Here is a 22,725-nt window from a genome sequence, read left to right as displayed (position 1 = left end):
CATAAAAGATTCATATCCGCCCAACATGCTCTTTACATCTATTTCTTATGATGGAGGCAGTTACCGTAAAAGGAGGATAAAATATGAAGAAAAGTAGATTACTTGCTTTCGTGTTGCTCTCTTTTGCTTTACTGTCTTTTGTGTGGGTGCCGGCCACCGTATCGGCACATGAAAACCTTTTATCTCCAGATCGCATCTTAACCGTTGCACACCGCGGAGCATCAGGGTATGCACCAGAGCATACCCTGGCTTCCTACAAGCTCGCCACAAAGATGAATGCAGATTACCTCGAACTCGACCTTCAAATGACAAAGGATGGACATCTCATCGTGATGCATGATGAAACCGTTGACCGAACCACAAACGGAACAGGCTGGGTCAAAGACCTCACACTTGCTGAAATCAAACAGCTTGATGCTGGTACATGGTTTAACGAAGCAAATCCTGACAGACAAAATGCCAACTATATCGGACAGAGAGTCCTTACATTAGATGAGGTGCTGCGCTATTTCGGCAAACGAGAGAATTATTATATTGAAACAAAAAAACCAGACCTTTATCCGCAAATGGAAGAAAAACTATTGGCCACCTTAAAGAAACATCACCTTCTTGGGAAACACACAAGAAAAGGGCAGGTTATCATACAATCCTTTAGTGAAGACAGCCTGCTAAAGCTACAGAAATTAGCCCCACGCCTGCCAAAAGTACAGCTATTAGACAGAAACCAAATGACATCCATCACAGACGATCAGCTCGACTTTATCAAAACGTACGCTGTAGGGGTTGGACCGAATTTTAGAGCATTAACACCTGAAAACGTCCAGCAGGTCAGAAGCCATGGACTCCTCCTTCATCCATATACGGTAAACAGCGAAGCAGACATGACACGTCTTCTGCAATACGGCGTCACCGGTCTTTTCACCAACTATCCAGATGACTTTAACCGTGTAAAAGCTTCACTCTAAATAAAAAAAGCCTTGCGGTCCATCCCGCAAGGCCTTTGATTATTTCACCGTTTGATCAGAAGAAGCTGTTTCAATCGGCTTCCGTTTTCCAATCCCAAATACAAAAAAGCTAAGTGCCACTACAATCAAGAACACAATTCCCACAATGAGAGAAATACGCGTATCCTGATTAATGAGCATAAACACAAGAACCATCAATAAAAATCCGATTGTAAGATAGTTAGAAAACGGTGCTAACGGCATCTTGAACGGATGCTGATCAAGCGCTGCCCCCTTCGCCTTTCTGAAGCCGATATGACTAATCAAAATGACAAACCAAGGCACCATCCCAGGAAGGACACTCGCACTATACACATAGACGAAAATGTTTGGCGGAGAAACATAATTCAGGACCACTCCTATCGCTAAACCAATCAGCACAGCGAATGTCCCAAAATACGGTACACCGTTCTTCGAAATTTTTGTAAAGAAAGCAGGCGCCTGACCATTCACACCTAATGTATAAAGCATACGGCCCGCACTGAAAATACCACTATTACAGCCGGACATCGCTGCTGTAATGACAACAAAGTTAATAATACCAGCCGCTGCTGTAATCCCAATCTTCGCAAACGTCGCTACAAATGGACTGCCCAGGGTATTCAGCTGATCCCAAGGATACACAGTCACAATGACAAAGATCGCACCGATATAGAAAATCAAAATACGCCAGATGATACTTTTGATGGCATTTGTCAGCGTCTTTTGCGGATTTTGTGCCTCACCCGCTGTAATCCCAATGAGCTCGACACCTTGATAAGCAGCAATGACTAGAGACAATGCAAACAGGAATCCGCTAAACCCACCTGTAAAGAACCCGCCATGCGCCCAAAGATTAGACAGCCCAATAGGCGTTCCGCCATTTCCAAAACCGAAGAAAATAATGCCTAAACCTGCAACAATCATCAAGATAATCGTCACAATTTTGATCATCGCAAACCAAAATTCAAATTCACCGAACGACTTAACCGAAATCAAATTGGCTGCTCCTAAAATGATCATCGCAATTAACCCTGGAATCCACGCAGGCAGCTCTGGGAACCAATATTTCATATAAGCCCCAACCGCAATGATTTCAGACATTCCGACAATGACCCACTGGAACCAGTTACTCCAAGCCGTCATATACCCTGCAAGCGGATGAATATATTGATGCCCGAATGTAGCAAATGACCCTGTACTCGGCTCAAGATATAACATTTCTCCCATCGCACGCATAATAAAAAAGATAAAAATACCACACACTGCGTAAGCTAGAAGAACGGATGGACCTGTCCACTGAATGGCCTTCGCTGACCCCATAAATAAGCCAACACCGATTGTGCCGCCAAGAGCGATCATTTGAATATGGCGGGCACTTAACCCTCTCTTTAATTCCTTTTGAGCCACTTTTCTTCCCCCTCATCAACAAACAACATAAAAAATAAAAATCAGAATTTTCATTCTGATTGAGAAACATCAATCTTTCGATGTATATTATCATAATAAATCTACCCTTAAAAAACAATTGTTTTTTTGAGGAAAACACTATTAACAAAATATTCTGACATAAAAGTAAGTTCAAATTATTTTATATTGATATAATCAATAACCAGAAAAATCTTCAAAAAAAGACCGCTCACACGGTCTTCTAAGCTCAAACTGTAAATTTATAGGAACTTCGGCAATTGCTTTCCTAAAACACTTTCCTCTGGTAAATCACAGTAGAAAGTCCCCAAGACAACAAGTAGAGGAGCATAATCAGCACAGCTGACCCCGTATATAAAACAGGGATCGATAAATTCATAATAAAATTAGTGAACCCACTAAATTGCTCTGCTAAATAGAGAACAACAGGCGGTCCCATAGCAGATAATACGATAAAGCCAATGATCACTGCCGTTGTGATATAACCAGGCTTTAAGATATAAAACAATGGAAACGTACACGCCGCGAACAATAAAAACAACCCGCTGCCAATCGCAATATCTGACAGCGAAAACAGTTTCCCAAACACAAGTAATGCAGCACTTGTCAGCCCGATCGAAATGACCATATAAAAAACGGCACCAAGATAACGGGAGGCAATAATTTCATTCCGGGTATAAGGCAAAGAATTTAATAGGATATTCGTTTCTGCCTTTTCATCATACGCATATGTGTTAAATGGAATGAAGACACTAGCGACTATAAACGTCAATACTGGATGGACATCCATGAAAATAAAAAATAAGATAAACGGAATAAAAATAAGTAACTGCTTCTTTTGCAAAATCACATCACGCTTAATTAAATGAAACATGCGCAACCCCGCCTTTCAAATAAAACATGATATCCTCAAGCGACGCCGGTTCAATCACAACAGCATCCCCAAAAATAAGTTTCACCTCATCAATTCGATCTGATAATGCTTCAAAACCTGCTGATGTACGCTGAATATGGATAAACGCCTTTTCTGTGTCTCGATCCAACAACTCCAGGCTCCCTCTCACAAGCGCATAACTTTCTGCCACTTCATGAATCGACTGTTGAAAGACCAATCTTCCATTTTGTATAAACGCAATATAATCCGCGATCCGGTCTAAATCAGTCGTCACATGCGTCGAGAAAAAAATCGTCCGATTTCCATCAATCATCAATTCCTGTAACGTGCAGAGCAGCTCTCTTCTAAAAACCGGATCTAAACCAGCAGTTGGTTCATCCATGATAATCAGCTCTGCATGATGCGACAGCGCAATCGCAAGTGACGCCTTCATCTGCATCCCTTTTGAAAATGTTTTGATCGCTTTATTCAGCGGCAGACCAAACTTTTCAATATATTGATTAAAAAGCTGGTCATCCCAGCGTTTATAGGCAGGAGCCACAATCCGTTTGATGTCCTTTAAATTCAACCCTGAGAAAAAAACATTAGCATCGTAAACAAATCCGATTCGTTCCTTAATCTCTTTTTCATGAGTATGATAATCCAATCCAAAAACCTTGATGTCACCTGAATCGGGCTTTAACAAATTCATGATCATTTTAATGGTGGTCGACTTACCCGCTCCATTCTCTCCAATAAACCCTGTGACAAAACCTTTCTTGACCTGTAAATCAAGATCCTGAACGGAAAAGTCCTTGAATCGTTTCGTTACTCCTTTGAATTCAATCACATGCTCCACTCATCTCACTCCTCATATAAGAACTTTAATAACTGCTGCAATTCATCAAAAGATAAGCCTAATTCTTTCCCGTTTGTGACAACCGCTCCAAGCTGTTCCTCAATCACCTTCAATTTCTTCTCTCTCATCACTTCTAGGTTTTGTTCCGCAACAAATGATCCCTTGCCGACAATCGAATAAATAAATCCCGCCTTCTCTAACTCTTCATACGCTCGCTTTGTTGTAATCACGCTAATTTGTAGATCCTTCGCCAGCTTTCGAATAGACGGCAGTGCTGCACCTTCTTCAAGCTCACCTGTTAAAATCATCGATTTGATTTGATTCGTAATTTGCTCATAGATAGGCTCCTTAGAATGGTTTGAAATCGTAATTTGCATATAAAAACCTCTTTTTTCAGATAGTTGAAACAAAATATTGTATATACACTATATATACATTATATACACACTAAAAGAATATTCAACCATTTTAAAAACATTCTCCTCATTTTTTTAAAATAAAAAACCGCACAGCCCTTAAGCCATGCGGTTCTTTAACAAAATGCTTTATTTCCAATATACCCATTTGCCCATAAGCCACTCCACAGGACCTCTTCTCCATTTTTTCAAATAGAGATAGCTGATGAACAGCTGTGCTGTGTACAGTCCGACAGCAAGCAGCAGCCCAAACATTGACCCCAATTGTCCAAATAGGCCAAGTCCATAAGAATAGAAAATCGTTGTACAAATAATCGACTGCGCCAAATAGTTTGAGAGAGACAAACGGCCAAGCCCTGCAAGCAGGCGTTTGAAACCTTGGGCTGCCTTCGAATAGTAGAAAACAATAAAGGCTTGAATATACCCAATCGTCAGCACATAGGCACCCAGCGTAATCACCAATTCACTCCAAGGAGCATCAATGAACGTCGCACATTTTAGCGCAAGCCCGATCACAATCATCCACACCCAGCCTTTTCGATAGGCCATTCCTCGATCTTCTTCTGTCAGATGTCCTTTTTTTCCAATGGCCATACCAAGCAGTGCAAAAGGACCAACCGTGATGGTACCAAAAAGAAAACCTAATATCGGCATAAGCGTAATAGTCACGATCGCCAGAATAACGGTCACAATCAGCATATCGTCTTCAACCGTAATTCGGCTGAGCAAAATATCTCCATAAGCACCTTTCGCATACACATCAGTTAATAATTCATCAGTCCCATAAACAAGTTTCATCATGTATGGCGAAACGACTAATGACAATGCACCTAACACACCCGACCAAATTAGTATTGTTTTGATCCGGCTGCTCAAAAACAACATTAAGAAAAACATACAAGCTCCATAATAAAGAAGAATGTCACCATTCCAAATAAAGATGTAATGCAGCATCCCAAGCACAATCAGACCAAACCCTCGGCGAACGACAATGGCATTCGTATTTAGTCCCTTAGCCTTCGTCGATTCAATCAGCTTGATAAAAGAATACCCAAATAAAAAGGAGAAAATCGGATAAAAAGACCCTTGGAACAAAATTTCCGTTAGATATACACCGAATTCCTGTCCCCAAAAACTCGAATCAAACATTTTCTCAAAATCATAATCATATTGGAAATTAAGCATATTCACGATCAAAATACCTAATAAACTAAAACCACGTAAACTATCAATCAACTCAACCCTAGATCCCTTCAACACGACAGCTCCTTAAAAATTTAACAAATTTGAGACACACCTATATATTTTACCAATTTTTTTCGAAATACGTATATATATTTCTAATAAAAAAGTAATCGCTCATCCCATCAGTGAATCCACCCTATCTTAAGGTTCAATTTTCGCCTATTTTATATCTATATAGCACAATATATATGCTTATTTTTTCAATTATTATATAAATTTTACATTTTATTATGAATATTCTCCTCATTGACATCAAATATTTCATCATATACACTTGGGGGGATTTAAGAATCGCTTTCCTAATCTATCAAACTCTAGAGGAGGAATATCATGATGAACACTCGACATTTATGTGATATCGTCAGACACCACGCCACTCACACACCACACCATACAGCTTTAACGTGCGTCCATCAGAACATTACATATGCTGAACTTGAAGAACAAAGTAACCAGTTTGCTCATTATCTGATCAGCATGGGTGTAACGAAAGCTTCTCATATCGGCCTAGCCTTAGAAAGATCACCGCAATTGATTGTCTCTATTCTGGCTATCACCAAAATAGGAGCTGTTTATGTGCCTATAGACATGCAATACCCTAGTGAGCGTATTCAATTTATGATGGAAGATGCCGAACTATCCTTTTTACTCACAACATCACATGACACTCCAAGCCTGGCTTCCTTGCATATTCCTACGATCTACTTAGATAAAGAAAAACGTCACATTCTTAGGCAATCATCGTCCAATCCGGTCATTGATATCAAACCTTCTGATCCCGCATACATCATGTATACCTCTGGCACAACAGGCAAACCAAAAGGTGTAGTCATTACACATAGATGTATTATGCACCTAACACATCAGCCATCATTTCTACCCGTTGATTCTTCTGATACGTTGGCATTACTGTCTACCATCTCTTTTGATTCCTCTACATTTGAAATATGGTGCGCTTTATTAAATGGAGCAACACTAGCTATTCCTCATTCTGGAAAGCTGACTCCTGAACTCGTCAGTCAAACCATTAAAGACTTTGATGTATCGATTCTTTTTTTAACAACTGGATTGTTCAACTTGATGATGGAGTCACATCTGAACGAGCTCAAATCAGTGAAATACATCGTATCTGGTGGAGATGTCATGTCTTCTCATGTCGTTTCACAAGCATTAAAAAACATCCCAAATACAACCATTATTAATGGCTATGGACCGACAGAAAACACCATTTTCACAACAACCTTTCAACTGCCCAACACATGGGATGACCAAGTCAGTATACCGATTGGCAGGCCTGTAGCAGGAACCATCATAGACATCACAAATGAACAAGGTGAATCTGTCCCACAAGGACAAATAGGGGAACTTATCACTTCAGGAAATGGGTTAGCACTAGGGTACTGGCGAAGAGAAAACCTGACAAAAGAACGTTTCATCGAACGGGATGGAAGAACCTACTACAAAACAGGAGATCTTGTTCGAGAACGACCAGATGGTCTCATTGAATATATTGGCAGAATGGATGACCAAGTCAAAATTAGAGGATTCCGTATTGAGCTTAGCGAGATTGAACATGTGCTGATCCAGCACCCAAGTGTCAAATCCTGTTTGGTAACAGCCTCAGAGGTGACACCTGGGGATAAACGCTTAATTGCATATATCATTCCGTCCAATAAAAAAACATGGGATCTAACTACCATTCAATCTTATGCAAAGCAAACATTCCCTGATTTCATGCGTCCTGCCCATTATGTTCTTTTGACAGACTTCCCTATGACCACAAATGGGAAAATAGATCGAACGGCACTACCAAAACAGCATTTCGACCGGCCAAACCTGCAAACTGAATATGTCGCACCAACCAATCGAATCGAAGAATCACTCTGTGAAATATGGACAGATCTATTAAAGGTAGAGCCAATTGGCACAAATGATCACTTCTTCGACTTAGGAGGAAACTCCATCCTTGCAGCAAAAACCTTAATGCGTATGCGGGAAACATTACACGTTGAACTACCTGCCAGCACCCTTTATGAATATCCCACCATCAAGCAAATGAATTGTATGCTACAAGAGCAAACACCTAAGACGAAACAACAGCTCAAATCAGAAGGCTTTTTAAATGAAAAAATTCAACCGAAACAACCATTCCAATCTAGTTCATTTCAACAGAATGCCGTCTTATTAACAGGAGCAACCGGCTTTCTAGGTGCTTATCTCATTAAAGAGCTTGTTCAGATGAATCCCTCCATTCAAATTTATTGTGTCGTCAGAGCAAGAGACAAGCAGCACGCGCTTCAGAGAATACAAGTCAATATGGAGAAATATCATCTATGGAATGAACATTATATGAAACAACTAAAGCCGATTGTAGGTTACTTGGACAAGGCTAAACTAGGGCTATCAGCAGATGAATTTCAACAGCTCGCCCAAACCATTGATGCCATCTATCACAATGGAGCAAAAGTCAATTATGTTCAGCCCTATCACATGCACAAGGATACAAATGTCACCGGCACAGAAAATATCATCAAACTCGCCTGCACAGAACAGGTAAAGCCTGTTCATTTCCTATCGACCATTGCCATATTTGGACCTGCCGGGTATCTAGATGGCACAAACGTTCTGTTTGAAGATACACCCATCGATGCTTATCTTCCTATTGTGGAAAAGGATATTGGGTACTCTCAAAGCAAATGGGCTGCAGAAAAAATCATATGGGAAGCAAAAAAGCGCGGCGTGCCTATCACAGTCCTTCGCCCAGGCTTCATCATGGGCGACAGCCAAACAGGCGTTCATAATACAGAGGATTACATGGCTAGACTGATCAAAGGATGCATACAGCTAAAGGCGTACGGTGAGCTGCCGAATCAACGAAAAGAATTCGTACCCGTCGACTTTGTCTCAAAAGCCATTACAACCATATGCAAAGATCCAGCCAACTTCGGCAAAGCCTATCACCTCGTCCCACCTCAAAAAGAAAGCATGGAATTAGGTGAATTTTTCCAAAAAATCACTGACAAAATAGGCTATCCATTAGAAAAGAAAGCCTATGACGATTGGGTAGAAGGACTCATTAAGGTAAGCAGCCAACACGCTAGAAACGCCCTTACGCCATTTCTACCAATGCTCACTGAAAAGGTAGAACGAAACAAAACAATCTGGGAACTTTACGAAAACATGGCGCATTTTGACTCAACCAATACTCAAACAGTTCTCCAAGCACATGGAATCATCTATCCCCAGATGGATGATCAATTAATCAAACGCTATTTCAAGTATATGGAGGACATTGGATTTTTAGAGAAAATAGATTCCAACGCTGCTCTGAGGCAGTAAAAGCATTCCCATATAACCTTGTGTTTAAGATAAAAGATTGGATGTTGAATCCAATCTTTTATTCATTCCACTTAAACTCATGGCTTATGATCTTTTTCCTCTTTCCAAAGCACACGCCTCACATAAAACAAAATCAACGCATTTCCCAGTCTGCTGAAATCGGCAGCCATTTCAGCATCATTAAAATCAGCAACATCGCTCCAACACCTGCGAAAAAAATGATGTTTCTTTTTAATTCTTTGTTTGATTGAAACAACACTCTCCTCCACTATTTATCCAATTGAATGTTTTTCTAACTTTTTCAATATTCTTTCCCAGCCGGTATCTCCCATTTTCCGATCTATTAACTGCCCCTCTTGATCTATGAGGCAAAAGCTAGGTAATCCTTGAATCTTATACTTTGCAACAATCTCATAATCCTGATCCAAAACAATGGGATCGGTCATATTCTTCTCCTCTGCATACTCTGAAACAACATCTACCGATTTTTCCTCTTCTGTATATGGAACATGGACACAGGTTAAATGAATACCCAGCTCATTCACACGTTGTAGAATATGATTGGTTAATTCTTCACAATGAGGACAGTTGACGGACCAAAAATAAAGAAGCTGATGCTGTCCCTTAGGTACACTCCTTTGATCTGAAGGGTAAATCCAAGGTAGATTCTCAGGCCAGTTGAGTTTCTGCGTTCCCACTATTCATCCCCCTTATCTTTTAACTGAAAGGCGATGATTTTTCCTAATGCTTCCTCAGCAGCAAAAGGAGTAACGCTGCCTGTTGGATAGGATTTTCTTGTTCTTGTTTTAAGCACTCGTACATGTTTTTTTCGATTTTTGATGGATCAATCCAAGAAATACACCATGATGCCCAAAAACAAGTAGGTCCCTCATAACGTTTCGCTAATGGCAGAAGAAATGGCAGACTAGGCTGACCAATCCTCATGAGTGACATGGCAGCGGCCATTCTTGTATCTTCTTCGTCACTTTCTAATAGCCGAGCTAGCGGTTCTGCTGCGTCCCCCGCATCTGCTCCAAATTCACCAAGTACAGCTGCTGCAATGTTCCGAAGAGAACCTTTTTCTTTTAAAGCTTCAACAAGCACGGGCACTGCATCTTTTCCTGATTTTCTCAATTCCCCCATTGCTTGAACGATCGTTACTTCATTTGTATTGGCCAATTGTTGAACTGATTGAGACAGCTTATTTTCTGGTTTCATTTACAATCAACTCCTCTTTTTAATGAACCGCACGGTATCGATAACAAAACACATAAAATCCAGCCCCAGCCGCTAGGGATACAATTGTAGTCAACAAGCCATCAGTGATGAGATGAATGCTAATCATGACCATCGCACTGATCACAAACGCAAATAGCAATGATCGATAATAGGCGGCCAAAGCAAAACTCCTTTCTCTTCTCAGAGGCTGCATAAAGGCAAAGAGCCGTATGGCCAAAAACCATATATAAACTCCTCCACCAAATAAGGTCCAATACAATACATCCTGAATCTCAACCAAATAAAGAGAAAGCAAGTAGAAAGCATACAGCCAAAAGGTTTGAAACACTTCTAACAGAATGATTTTTTGATATAAAGCACCTGGAAAAAGGTAGAGCACTCCTGTTTGTGCGTGTCTTACAATCCCTGCATAATATGAACTAAAAAGAACGGATGCAGCGATGACGATCAAGAATAGATTCAGCCAATCTGAAAAATAAGTAAAGACGACATAGTAAGTACCAATTAACAGCATAGTAGATAGTACATGGAAAATCATATACTTTTTTATCAGCAATAATTCAATCCAAAGAAAAGCCCAAATGCCCGTTAATGCCGGAAGTCCCCACCACGTATTGCCCTTTTTTTGAACGATTGGACTTGATTGAATTTGTTTCCCCTCAAATTCCTCCCAAAATACTGCCTCTTTGACTAAAGACTCCTTCATCTCTAAATGATGACTAGCCCTGTACATCATCATGAAAGATAGGAACATCACTCCAATAAAAATGAAGACAGAAAGAATGGAGAACTCTTCGATCATACGCCCAGCTTGAAACATCAAAGAATCAGCAATGTTCATCAATGAAGGCTGTTTCATCACCAATTGATTCAAAACAAGTAGTGCAAAGCTGAAAAACATCAAGACAAAACCGAGTAAGAGCAAACGCTTGTATACTTGAATGGTTCTGGCACAAGACACCGCAATCATCCAAGTTTCGACCAAACATAACAGCCCTGTCAGGATGAGTGATTTGCCAAGCAGAAACGGATACTGCTGCGTCATAAAAAACAGAAGAAGGTCCGCAGCCAAAGCAGAGATAATGAGAAGAGCCCCTCGCCAGAAAATGTGATACATCCACACACTGATAACAACCGTCCATAAAGAAGCGCCATTTCCATATAACCAAATGATATCGTTCATCTGACTAGGCAGCCGATTCGTAAACAAACCAAAACCCGTATAAAGAACAAACAAACAGACAATGATCCATCCTGTTGCACTTGTATCCCAATCACCCATACTTGAAACTGCACTTAGCTGAAAACCAATTGCCGCTATGAAAAGAAGTAAGATCAGAAAAGGCATTTTCTTTTCTTGATTTTTACTGATCAAGCGCCTTTGAGATTTCATCCATAAAAGGGAGAGTGTGTTATTCACTTGACCACTCCCCCAAAAGTTGAATAACTTCTGCCCTCCACTCAACCTGTTCTTCCTTTATTTGAGGAACATCCATACTCTTCATGATGGCACCGTCTCGAATCAATACCACCCTGCTGGCTGTATCGAGAACGAACTCCAGACTATGAGTCGACACAAAGACCGCCCCACCTTGACTGCTTTTTTGTCTCAGCCAATCCGACAGCCACTGTTTAGACGGAATATCTAACCCGACAGTCGGTTCATCTAATATAAAAAGGGAGGCATCTTGAACAATGGCTCCTGCTAAGACGACACGCTGCTTTTGGCCTCTTGACAGCCTTCCACACAGTTCATTCATCTTCTTTTCCATATGTACTTCTTTCAACGCTTCATATACCTTTTCCTTGATCTGTTTTAAGCCTTTATGATATCCACGAGCACGGAATTGAACATGTTCAGCAGCGGTTAAGTCTGGATACAAATACGGCTGATCAGGAATAAGAGCTACTTGTTTTTGGACATGGGCATGACCAGGCGGGAAACCCTCTATGAGAATTTCCCCTCCATCTGGTTTATATAGACCTGTTACACATCGAATCGTTGTCGTCTTCCCGGCACCATTAGGCCCAAGCAGCGCCACAACCTCACCTGCTTCGATGGAAAATGACAGACCCTCTATCCCATCACCATTGCTATATCGCTTGCTTACATTCTGAACCTCCATGAACGGCATCAAATCTCTCCCTTTGATTAGAGTGATGTATGCTTATCTATGGTGTGTTAAAATTAAAAACGAATGTCATTAGACCCACTATTCACTAACCCTAATATTACCATATAGAGAATAACAAGGTAATAGGAATGAGGTAATCTATTCTATATACAACGGAAAAAGAAAATAGTTTATGTACAAAATAAAAAAAGATTGGGTGGCAGCATCCCAATCTTTTATCTATTAACCCTATACCATCTCCTGACACGCCCAAGCATCCACCTCAACCTTTAAAGCAGGTGAAGCCAAAGCCACCACATAAATCATCGTCATACAAGGCAGATGATCGCCTAAAAACTGCCCCATAATTTGTTTCCTGCTCTCAGCATCGAACTCTCCAACGAGATAAAATACTAGTTTCGTTATATCTTCCACAGCCATATCTGCCGCTTCTACATTTCGTTTCACATTCTCTAACGCTAGCTCTAGCTGCTCCAACGGGCTCTCAGGAATTGTTCCATCCGCCTCCATCCCCACTTGACCTGATAGAGTTAACCACCGCTGTGGTCCAGTTGTTTCTATTTGATGGGTATATGGGGCAAGTGGCGGGTGAATGGTCTCAGGATTACGTGATGTTCTCATGAATAAAAACCCCTTTTCTGAAAATACAGTCAATTTTTCTCATCATATCAAATTTTCAACCGTATTCAGATTTTTATGCTCATAGTAAACTTTCAGAAACAATCGCAACAGGCTGCTATAATTCTTGTTTTCTAAAAAGAAACCATCCGATGAGAAAAAAGAAAACAATCAATACCGATACACCTAGAAAACTTGTAAGTGCCTGATCCGAATAAGTCCCTTTATGAATCATCTCTTCGGCTGCACTTGTCACGCCTTTAGGCGCAAACTTGCCTAATGTCTCTTCATAAAATGAAGGGACGGTAAACAGAATAAGGTTGATCAAAAGCGACACACCGCCAGCTGTGACAGAACGTTGAAAGAACGTCGAAGCACAAATGGTCGATACCACAATCAGCAATAAATTTGGATAATAAAGAAGTGTTCCTTTTAACACATTGACCCAATCCACATGCCCAAATTGAATGTCCACATAATAAACAGAGACAAGCACCGCCACCACCAAACTAAACAAAGTCAAACAGGCATAGGCGCATATTTTCGAGACATAGTAACTCGTTCGACTGATCGGTTTCACCATAATCATCGCAGTCACTCCAGAGGCACGCTCTCCAGCGATCGCCCCCATCACGATCATAATCAGGATAAACACACCTAGCGAATCAAATTTACTCAATGCACTTGCCAAAGCCTCTCCTGCACTTGGCTCTGGTATGTAAAATGTAGATCCTTCAGGTAAATTAGCTGATTTCGATAGAAGATCCGGCAGCATTTTGAGCGTAATAGGCTGCGTAATCATTAAAATCGTAAAAATGATTGGCACAAACAACATTTTATAACTAGTGAATAACTCCCTAAATTCCTTTTTCAACATCATCATGCATTCACAACCTTCATGAAAATATCTTCAAGCGTCAGCTTAGATAGTCGATAATGGAGAAGAACACCGCCAGATTCAGTGATGAGACGAGGCAGCTCCTTCAATGCTATTTGTTGATCGTTCACTCGCACCTGATAAGCATCTCCTGTCTCAAAGCATTCCTCTACCCAATCCCGCTCTTTTAACAAAGCCACTAATTTCGTATCCTGTTGTTCTAATTGAAATTCAATCACTGGCTGGATATAGTCTTCTTTGATCTGTTTCATGGAAGAAGACATCTCAATTTTGCCACTGTTGATCATGATAATATGATCTGCCACACGTTCAATGTCATCTAAAATATGGGTCGACATAAAGATCAACATCTCTTGTTTCAGACGCTCAATCAATGTCAGAACGTCTTTTCTCCCCATGGGATCAAGTGCAGACACAGGTTCATCCAAGATGAGAACCTTCGGGCTGTTGATCAGTGCCTGCGCAATGGCAAGCCTCTGCTTCATGCCTCCACTATAGCTGCCAATGGCACGATCCTTCGCCTCATACACACCACAAAGCTTCAACAGCTCCTCTGTTTTGGAGCGAATGATTTTTTTCTCTAAATGAAATAACCCGCCAACCCAATGCATCCACTCCTGCCCCGTCATATCCTGATAAAATGCAGGATGCTGCGGACAATACCCTATCACATGACTGATTTGATCCATCTCCTTTGTGACATCCAAACCTGCCACCTTCACGACCCCAGACGTAGGACGAGCAAGCCCTGTGAGAATCCGGATCGTTGTTGTCTTCCCCGCTCCATTGGCACCTAAAAAGCCAATACATCCAACCTCCTCAACAGAAAACGAAACATCTTTTAACACTTTATTCGGGCCATACGATTTCGTCAGCCCATGACACTCCAGCATATTCAAGCAAATCCCCCCCTTTTAAGATGATTTACGACCAAAAATCAAATAGACAATAGGACCGACACTCGCCACAAACACGATCACCAACGCCCAAACCCATTTCAACTCTCCTCTGATTCTCGATGGGTCTCTTTTCAACAAATCAAACAAACCAATCACCATCAACATCGCTTGCAGCAAAATAAGAGGTAATATCATCTTCATATCCATCCACGCCACTCCCTTTTCAAACGCCAATTTGTTTTGGTATTACTTCTTTTGACGACATGAAGAGTGAATTCGTTCAAATGGATTTTATTTTTATTGGTCGAACGATCTATAAGATATAAAAAAGTCCAGTGAAGGTTAGTTCACTGGGCTTGCTTGTTAAAGAATCTCTATCCTTATTTATAAATTACAAATTTTTACTTATTAACTACCAACACTAAATATTGCTAATCGATACTTTTTCTCAAAATGATTAATTCTTTTAGATATTTCTTGATTTAAAATACTTTTTCTTTTATTATCAAGAAATTCTACCAACTGTTCGTACAAATCAAATATCATTATCTCCTCTAATAATTCACTTTCAGATATAGGAAATCTCTGTGCCTTCATGCCACTAACTGTAATTAAACCCTTCTCATCGTCTATATACAACCAGCTAACCCCGTAATAATTTCCCTTTTCATCCTTGCCAATCCAAACATTCGGAATTAGACTTTTGATTTTTTTTTGTTCAGAAAGCTTTCTAATCTCATTTCTTATCTCAAAGCTCAAAAATAATGGAAACTTTTCTTTTTTATCACCTATGGAATAAATTGATTCAGGAGAAAATGGTTCATCATATGGAATTGTCCCATTCTCTTGTGCTTTATAGAAGGCTTCAGCTAAAAACCAAACATCAACACACCAACTCAAAAGATCAAGATTACGATATTTTGTGTCTAAATACCGAGAGTTAATTCTCAATAAAGGAAGATCAAATCTATCTGCTAGTCTATTTTTAATATCATCCCGAAATTTTTGAGTTTCTGTTCTATGATATTTCCCATCAAATTCAACTGAAAATAATGGTAGAAACGTCTTGTTATCATAGACAGTAAAATCAAAGTGTGATTTTAAGGCAAAAGAATACTCTTCATTTGAGATTCCACTCTTCGTAATAGAAAAAATATCTGCTAGCCTTACTTTTGGAAATACAGAAGTATTAACGTTTTTACAAACTTTATTGATTCTTTCATAAGTTATATTTTCATATTTATTAAATATTTCCTTGTTCACTATTCCTCTTATCCTCTCAGTAATTTTTTTGCACACAATTATATAAATCAATAAATAATTCATGTATGACTCTTCGACTTTAAGTATAAAAATCCTTTTATAATATCCCCTCAGTTAAAGGTTAAAAGCTATATTTATTTTTATTCTCATTAGTCGAATTTCCAGAGACATTTGATACATAAAAAGTCTTCAAGAAAGTGTTTTTACTCTGATAAATGGGTGTTGTAAAAGCTCATTTGAATTAATACCGATTTAAATTAAAGATTTCTTAAGTCAAACATTACCTCATCTACTTTTATATACAATATTAACTTGACACAAAAACACCCCTTTAGAAACGATATCTAAAGGGGTATCAAAAATCCGATTTTATTGAAACCTACTCCACCGTCACACTCTTCGCAAGGTTACGTGGTTTATCCACATCACACCCGCGGTGAAGGGCTGCGTAGTAAGCGATCAGCTGTAATGGGACAACAGATGCAAGTGGTGCAAGTGCTGGATGTACAGCTGGAAGGACGAAACGGTCGCCTTCGTCTTCTAGGCCTTTTAGTGAAATGACACATGGGTTTGCTCCGCGTGCAACGACTTCTTTGACGTTACCGCGAATGCTGAGGTTCACGTGCTCTTGTGTTGCAAGAGCAATGACCGGTGTGCCTTCTTCAATTAAAGCAATTGTGCCGTGTTTGAGTTCTCCGCCAGCAAAGCCTTCTGCTTGGATGTAAGAGATCTCTTTTAGTTTTAGTGAACCTTCAAGGCACACATAATAGTCAAGTCCTCTTCCGATAAAGAATGCGTTACGTGTCACTGTGAAGAAGTCACGAGCGATTTGTTCCATTTCATCCTTTTGATCCACAAGGGCTTCCATTGCGTTTGCGACAATACCAAGCTCTTTCACAAGATCAAAGTCAAGAGATTGACCATTTAATTCAGCTGCAACGGATGCAAGGATTGCAAGTACAGCGATTTGTGCTGTGTAGGCTTTTGTTGAAGCCACTGCGATTTCTGGTCCTGCATGAAGAAGCAATGTGAAGTCCGCTTCACGAGAAAGCGTAGATCCTGGTACGTTTGTGATCGTTAATGCTTTATGACCAAGTTCTTTGACTTGAACAAGTACAGCACGGCTGTCCGCAGTCTCTCCAGATTGAGAAAGGAAGATGAACAACGGCTTTTTCGATAGAAGCGGCATGTTGTAAGAGAATTCACTTGCTACATGGACTTCTACAGGTACTTTTGCCCAGTCTTCAATGTATTGTTTACCAACAAGTCCAGCATGGTAGCTCGTTCCGCAAGCCACAATGTAAATGCGGTCTGCTTCTGCTACCGCGCTTGCGATATCGCCAGCGACTGACAGTTTGCCGTTTTCGTCTTGATATTCTTGGATGATTTTGCGCATAACAAGCGGCTGTTCATCCGTTTCTTTTAACATGTAGTGAGGATATGTGCCTTTCTCAATGTCGCTTGCATCAAGCTCAGCGATATAAGAAGGACGTGTCATGATATCACCGTCAAGGTTTTTAATAATAACCTCGTCTTTAGTAACAATGACCATTTCTTTATCCATTAATTCCGCATATTCGTTTGTTACTTGAAGCATCGCCATTGCGTCAGAAGCCACAACGTTGAAATCTTCGCCGAAACCAACCAATAATGGGCTTTTGTTTTTCGCCACATAGATTGTTTCTTTGTTTTCGTTATCGAAAAGAGCAATCGCGTAAGAGCCTTTTAGTTGAAGAAGCGTTTGACGGAAAGCTTCTTCTGTATCAAGACCTCTGTTTACAAATTGTTCGATGACTTGAACAACAACCTCTGTATCTGTGTCGCTTTTTAGTGTGACGTCTTGTAAATATTCGCGTGTCAATTGTACATAGTTCTCGATGACACCGTTATGAACAAGCGTAAAACGGCCAGAAGCACTTTGATGCGGATGCGCATTTAGATGGCTTGGTACACCGTGTGTTGCCCAGCGTGTATGTCCGATTCCTGCTGAAGATGCTACGTTTGCATCCACGACTTCACGAAGCTCAGCGATACGTCCTTTTTCTTTGAACACATGCACGCCTTCTTCGTTTGCCACAGCGATACCTGCTGAATCATACCCGCGGTACTCAAGCTTCTCTAAACCTTTTAATAAGATTTCCTTCGCATCATTCTGACCAATATAACCTACGATTCCACACATAAATATTCTTCCTCCCGATCATGTGAAAGGGACAAAGAAAGCCTACTAAAATAGAAGGGACATTTCTTCGTCCCTCTCTACATGTTTATTTTGGGAGATCATGTGTATTCCCTTTGTACAAAGAGTCACCTCTTTGGTTTAAAGAAACACTTACGGCTGTGATCTCTTTTTTTGATCAGCCGGGAGGCATCCGCCGAAAATTCGATAACCTCCATCCTCGTCAACTAAGCATCTTTCGTCCGATCGCTTAGTTCGGGCGCTATAATTATAAGAGAGTTTCTGAACATCTACCCTGCCTTTCCTCATAGAATAAAAATCCAATAACACAAGGATGATTGTACTATAAGGTCTGACCTCCGTCAATCACAATTTAGCGGGTGATCCCCTTCATTTGAGAAAGTGAGACCTCCATACACTATATGCGATGAGGCTTGTCACGTTCTACCTTTGATGTGCTCCCTATGTATGAAGGCAGCTTCAAGTTGCCCTCGCTTATATCATTCGTATAGATCCATCCAATTATGTCGTTTATTCGAAAAAAAGCAAACCGCTGGCAGCGGTTTGCTTTCATCTATTACTCAATACCCATTTCTTCTTTCACAACAGCTGTAATTCGAGCCACATATTCATTACACAACTCTTTTGTTTTCGCCTCTGCCATGACACGTACAAGCGGCTCTGTCCCCGATGGACGAACTAGGATACGGCCGTCACCATTCATCTCTTTTTCGACCTCTTGGATCACCGCTTTTACTTTTTCATTTTCTTCTACTTTATATTTATCAGACACTTTCACATTCACTAAAAGCTGCGGGAACTTTTCCATTTCCGCTGCAAGCTCTGATAATGTTTTCCCTGTCGCTTTGAGCGTATTCACAAGCATGATCGCAGAAAGCATGCCATCACCTGTCGTATTATAATCAAGGAAAATCAAATGACCTGACTGCTCGCCGCCGACATTATAGCCATCCTTTTTCATCGCTTCGACCACATAGCGGTCACCAACAGCTGTTTGAATGCTCTTAATGCCTTGCTTCTCAAGCGCTTTATAGAAACCAAGGTTACTCATAACCGTTGACACGACGGTGTCATCCTTTAATCGGCCTTCATCCTTCAAATAACGTGCACATATGTACATAATTTGATCGCCGTCTACGATCTCACCTTTTTCATCGACTGCAATTAAACGGTCACCGTCACCATCAAACGCAAGACCAATATCTGCACCCTTCTCCTTCACAAAAGCAGAAAGTGCCTCTGGATGAGTGGAGCCTACACCATCATTGATATTCAATCCATTTGGAGATGTTCCCATTGTAGACACATCAGCATCTAAATCTGCAAATAAATGTGTCGCTAGAGAAGAGGTTGCACCGTGTGCACAGTCAAGCGCCACGTGAATACCTGTGAAATCCTCGTCCGCTGTCTGCTTTAAGAATTGCAAGTATTTCTGACCGCCTTCAAAGTAGTCGTTCACCGTTCCAAGATCGGCTCCAACTGGGCGTGGTAATTGATCGACTGGCTGATCCATCAGCTGCTCAATTTCGTTTTCCTGTTCATCTGACAGCTTAAAGCCGTCACCGCCGAAGAATTTAATGCCGTTGTCTTGAACTGGATTGTGTGAAGCAGAAATCATGACACCCGCTTCAGCATCCATTGCCTTCGTTAAATAAGACACACCAGGTGTTGAGATCACACCTAGACGCATCACTTCAGCTCCAATTGAAAGTAAGCCTGCAACAAGCGCTCCTTCTAACATATGACCAGATACACGTGTGTCTCGACCAACGAGTACCTTTGGACGTTCTTTATCCTTCGTGAGCACATAGCCGCCAAATCTCCCAACTTTAAATGCGAGCTCTGGCGTTAATTCGCTATTCGCTACACCCCTTACACCATCAGTTCCAAAGTACTTGCCCATGTTTCAATCGCTCCTTTTTTACCATTCAAGAGGACGCTTCGTCCTCTTTTTTATCTTCTTTGACCCGCTGTCTTTGACTCGATTCTTTCTTTGCTTTATCTTGTGTGGATTCTTCTTTACTCTTCTCACCCTGACCATCGTCATCAGTTGATGGATCTTGTTGGTCTTTTTGATCCTTCCGATCATTCGTCGAAGCCGGCTGATCCTCTGTATCAGTAGAAGTGAGTTTCACTTTGACCTTTGATCTCGATAATGTCCAAGTCACATTTTGAGGACCATTTACTTGAACTTTGACCTCATGGGTTCCTTCGTTCAAGTCCCCTGCATTGATATAGGCTTCAACATCTGAAGCCTTTAGTTTATCAATCGCACTCTTTGATCCCTTTGCTGTTAACGTGAGCCGTCCAGAAGAGGGGCTCACAAAATCAGAAGTGAGATCCTTGCTCAAACCCACGACAGAAATCGGTACATTATCGATCTTTTTTTCTTCAGCTGTTGCAACCTTCACTTTGATCTTAACGGTTTCGGGTGATACCTTTTTCACACCATCTGGCAGGGGAATATCGGCATCAATCTCCGTATCATCTTTGATCTTGCTTAGGTCCAGCTTGACGCCATCAATAAAATCAAGGGCATCCAGCACCTTTTGAGAGCCGTACACTGTGACCTCACTCGGGCTTGTCTCAATGCTTGAGATGCTGATCCCTTCTGGCAAGCTGCCCATCCGCTCAATTTTAAAAGGGACCTTTTTGCTTGGACTCGAGATTGGGACCGTAATATCCACCACGGACGGACTTACTTCAACTGGCAGCTCATTCCCGCTGCTATCATACACAGTGAGCTTCGCCTCTTTTTCAATTTGCTGATCGACATCTTCTAAGTTCACAAAAGCTTTAATGACAGAAATTTTGTCGATGACGTCCTTTGATCCAGTAACTGTGACCTTTTTCGGATTCACAATGGGCTGTTCAGGTGAATAGCCGTCTTTGATTTTATTTTGATTATAAAACTCGGTTTCAACAGGAAATTCAGCTGTCGTTTTTTCTTGTATCGTCACAGTCGTCACAGATGGATTAATCGATAGTGTGAGTCCCTTCGATACATCTCTTGCCTTCAGCTCCACTTTATGTGTACCTGTCGATAAGTTCTGCATGTCTGCATAAATTTCAAAATTCTTTGTTTGCCTTGCTGTTTTCACAGCACTAGTTGATCCTTTAATCGTGACATTGACTGTCTGCGGCACACCAGTGACGACGTACTTCTCGTCATCATAATACGCTTTAACAGGAATGTCGGTTAAAGTTGCTTCATCTGTCGTCGATGTTGGGAAAAAGGATTCACCGATTTTTTTCGGCGTGGGCGCTTGCGCTGAATTGACTGCACCATACAGCAATAAAGCGAAGACCAATGCAAGAAGCTTAACGGCCCAGCGATTATTCAAAATCTTATCCATTTTTCTTGCCCCTCCAATACCATTTGGTCGAGGAAGCATCTTTGCTGTTCTTACTAAATTCAGCAATCAGCATTTCTTCAAGCGCTTCTTCTGTCAATTCTCGGTGGAGATCACCATTTCTTGCGACAGAAATGCCGCCAGTTTCCTCAGAAACGATGACAGTTAAGCTGTCTGTCACTTCACTTATCCCAACTGCCGCCCTATGACGCGTCCCAAGCTCCTTAGAGATAAAAGGGCTTTCTGACAGTGGTAAATAACAAGCTGCAGCTGCAATCTCATCCCGCTTCATAATGACAGCACCGTCATGAAGCGGTGTATTCGGAATGAAAATGTTAATGAGCAGCTCTGAACTCACCTTTGCATTCAAAGGAATTCCTGTCTCTATGTAATCATTCATTCCGGTATCGCGCTCAATTGTCAGCAGCGCGCCAATTCTCCGTTTTGCCATATAGTTAATTGCTTTTGTAATTGCCTCGATCGTTTTCTGCTGCTGTTCCTCTACAGGTGTCCCGCTTCTTGAGAAGAAACGGCCGCGCCCAAGCTGCTCAAGCGCTCTCCTTAGCTCTGGCTGAAAAATAATAATGATCGCAAGGAATCCCCACGTAATCGCTTGATCCATCAGCCATTGAAGTGTGTTAAGACCGAGATACGCACTTCCCATCCTGACGAGAACAATGACCACAATTCCCTTTAAAAGCTGAACCGCTTTTGTTCCGCGGATGACCATCATTAATTTATATATCACATACCAAACAACGAGAATATCAACAGCATTACCGAGGTACTGCAAAAAAGGAATATCCCCTAAAGCCATTTCCTCGTCCTCCAGAATTTTCAGTTATTCTTCGTTTGATGCATTTTTTAATATAAAAATAGCCTATGTATCAATACATAGCGTGGCTATTATACCACATTTTGTTTCAGCAAGGAAAATAGTTGCCATATCTGGCTGAGTTGCTAGTATGCGTGAATC

The 22,725-nt window shown here is 41.0% G+C and carries 20 protein-coding genes and 1 pseudogene; 2 read left to right on the top strand and 19 right to left on the bottom strand.

The features are described from left to right. Positions 1 to 83 precede the first annotated feature (83 nt). Positions 84 to 965 (top strand): glycerophosphodiester phosphodiesterase, encoded by an 882-nt coding sequence (locus MHI08_RS01170; RefSeq protein ID WP_342499906.1) that lies wholly within the window; start codon positions 84 to 86, stop codon positions 963 to 965. Between the two features lie 39 nt (positions 966 to 1,004). Here the strand turns inward: MHI08_RS01170 and MHI08_RS01165 are convergent, their stop codons facing one another. The 5 genes from MHI08_RS01165 to MHI08_RS01145 form a co-directional block, all read right to left on the bottom strand. Next, positions 1,005 to 2,393, bottom strand: coding sequence for an amino acid permease (locus MHI08_RS01165; protein ID WP_025092487.1), 1,389 nt, complete (start codon positions 2,391 to 2,393; stop codon positions 1,005 to 1,007). Between the two features lie 286 nt (positions 2,394 to 2,679). Then, positions 2,680 to 3,285 (bottom strand): ABC-2 transporter permease, encoded by a 606-nt coding sequence (locus tag MHI08_RS01160; protein WP_098677709.1) that lies wholly within the window; start codon positions 3,283 to 3,285, stop codon positions 2,680 to 2,682. Next, complete coding sequence (locus MHI08_RS01155; protein ID WP_098677710.1) at positions 3,269 to 4,144, bottom strand: ABC transporter ATP-binding protein; 876 nt, start codon at positions 4,142 to 4,144, stop codon at positions 3,269 to 3,271. Before MHI08_RS01155 ends, MHI08_RS01160 begins: the two co-directional genes overlap by 17 nt. Before the next feature lie 5 nt (positions 4,145 to 4,149). Next, on the bottom strand, positions 4,150 to 4,521 hold the full coding sequence (locus MHI08_RS01150) for a GntR family transcriptional regulator (protein WP_056768488.1): 372 nt from the start codon (positions 4,519 to 4,521) through the stop codon (positions 4,150 to 4,152). Between the two features lie 168 nt (positions 4,522 to 4,689). Further along, positions 4,690 to 5,817: a DUF418 domain-containing protein gene (locus MHI08_RS01145; RefSeq protein WP_342499905.1), complete on the bottom strand. Its 1,128-nt coding sequence runs from the start codon at positions 5,815 to 5,817 to the stop codon at positions 4,690 to 4,692. Positions 5,818 to 6,135: 318 nt separating this feature from the next. On the opposite strand from MHI08_RS01145, the gene MHI08_RS01140 reads away from it, so the two are divergent. Then, entirely contained in the window at positions 6,136 to 9,144 is a 3,009-nt protein-coding gene (locus tag MHI08_RS01140) for an amino acid adenylation domain-containing protein (RefSeq protein WP_342499904.1), read from the top strand. Between the two features lie 133 nt (positions 9,145 to 9,277). On the opposite strand, the gene MHI08_RS01135 is transcribed toward MHI08_RS01140, so the two are convergent. The 14 genes and pseudogenes from MHI08_RS01135 to cdaA form a co-directional block, all read right to left on the bottom strand. After that, complete coding sequence (locus MHI08_RS01135; protein WP_342499903.1) at positions 9,278 to 9,400, bottom strand: hypothetical protein; 123 nt, start codon at positions 9,398 to 9,400, stop codon at positions 9,278 to 9,280. Between the two features lie 16 nt (positions 9,401 to 9,416). Continuing rightward, on the bottom strand, positions 9,417 to 9,842 hold the full coding sequence (locus MHI08_RS01130; RefSeq protein ID WP_342499902.1) for a TlpA disulfide reductase family protein: 426 nt from the start codon (positions 9,840 to 9,842) through the stop codon (positions 9,417 to 9,419). Further along, positions 9,842 to 10,362: pseudogene (locus tag MHI08_RS01125) on the bottom strand (HEAT repeat domain-containing protein). Before MHI08_RS01125 ends, MHI08_RS01130 begins: the two are co-directional and overlap by 1 nt. Positions 10,363 to 10,381: 19 nt before the next feature. Then, entirely contained in the window at positions 10,382 to 11,803 is a 1,422-nt protein-coding gene (gene skfF, locus MHI08_RS01120; protein ID WP_342499901.1) for a sporulation killing factor system integral membrane protein, read from the bottom strand. After that, on the bottom strand, positions 11,796 to 12,518 hold the full coding sequence (locus MHI08_RS01115; RefSeq protein ID WP_133744681.1) for an ABC transporter ATP-binding protein: 723 nt from the start codon (positions 12,516 to 12,518) through the stop codon (positions 11,796 to 11,798). The genes skfF and MHI08_RS01115 overlap by 8 nt, the downstream gene beginning before the upstream one ends. A 228-nt stretch (positions 12,519 to 12,746) precedes the next feature. Beyond that, the gene (locus tag MHI08_RS01110; RefSeq protein ID WP_024424440.1) at positions 12,747 to 13,139 is read right to left on the bottom strand and encodes a RidA family protein; all 393 of its coding nucleotides are present in this window, start codon (positions 13,137 to 13,139) and stop codon (positions 12,747 to 12,749) included. Positions 13,140 to 13,254: 115 nt separating this feature from the next. After that, positions 13,255 to 14,019, bottom strand: a complete 765-nt coding sequence (locus MHI08_RS01105; RefSeq protein ID WP_342499900.1) for an ABC transporter permease subunit — start codon at positions 14,017 to 14,019, stop codon at positions 13,255 to 13,257. Beyond that, positions 14,016 to 14,933, bottom strand: a complete 918-nt coding sequence (locus MHI08_RS01100) for an ABC transporter ATP-binding protein (protein WP_342499899.1) — start codon at positions 14,931 to 14,933, stop codon at positions 14,016 to 14,018. The genes MHI08_RS01105 and MHI08_RS01100 overlap by 4 nt, the downstream gene beginning before the upstream one ends. A 15-nt stretch (positions 14,934 to 14,948) precedes the next feature. Next, entirely contained in the window at positions 14,949 to 15,140 is a 192-nt protein-coding gene (locus tag MHI08_RS01095) for a PLD nuclease N-terminal domain-containing protein (protein ID WP_056768504.1), read from the bottom strand. A 201-nt stretch (positions 15,141 to 15,341) separates the two neighbouring features. Beyond that, positions 15,342 to 16,259 (bottom strand): DUF2726 domain-containing protein, encoded by a 918-nt coding sequence (locus MHI08_RS01090; protein WP_211043967.1) that lies wholly within the window; start codon positions 16,257 to 16,259, stop codon positions 15,342 to 15,344. A 316-nt stretch (positions 16,260 to 16,575) separates the two neighbouring features. Further along, positions 16,576 to 18,378, bottom strand: coding sequence for a glutamine--fructose-6-phosphate transaminase (isomerizing) (gene glmS, locus MHI08_RS01085; RefSeq protein WP_008360582.1), 1,803 nt, complete (start codon positions 18,376 to 18,378; stop codon positions 16,576 to 16,578). Between the two features lie 574 nt (positions 18,379 to 18,952). After that, complete coding sequence (glmM, locus tag MHI08_RS01080) at positions 18,953 to 20,299, bottom strand: phosphoglucosamine mutase (RefSeq protein WP_041106095.1); 1,347 nt, start codon at positions 20,297 to 20,299, stop codon at positions 18,953 to 18,955. Positions 20,300 to 20,324: 25 nt separating this feature from the next. Then, complete coding sequence (locus tag MHI08_RS01075; RefSeq protein ID WP_342499898.1) at positions 20,325 to 21,752, bottom strand: YbbR-like domain-containing protein; 1,428 nt, start codon at positions 21,750 to 21,752, stop codon at positions 20,325 to 20,327. Continuing rightward, positions 21,745 to 22,566 carry a diadenylate cyclase CdaA gene (gene cdaA / locus MHI08_RS01070; RefSeq protein ID WP_008344027.1) on the bottom strand — a complete coding sequence of 274 codons (822 nt, stop codon included), beginning with the start codon at positions 22,564 to 22,566 and terminating at the stop codon, positions 21,745 to 21,747. The genes MHI08_RS01075 and cdaA overlap by 8 nt, the downstream gene beginning before the upstream one ends. Between the last annotated feature and the right edge of the window lie 159 nt (positions 22,567 to 22,725).

The organism is Bacillus sp. FSL M7-0791 (assembly GCF_038627085.1).
GTDB lineage: Bacteria > Bacillota > Bacilli > Bacillales > Bacillaceae > Bacillus > Bacillus safensis.
Note: the sequence above shows the minus strand (reverse complement) of the source record. Positions and strands in the feature narration are given on the sequence as shown.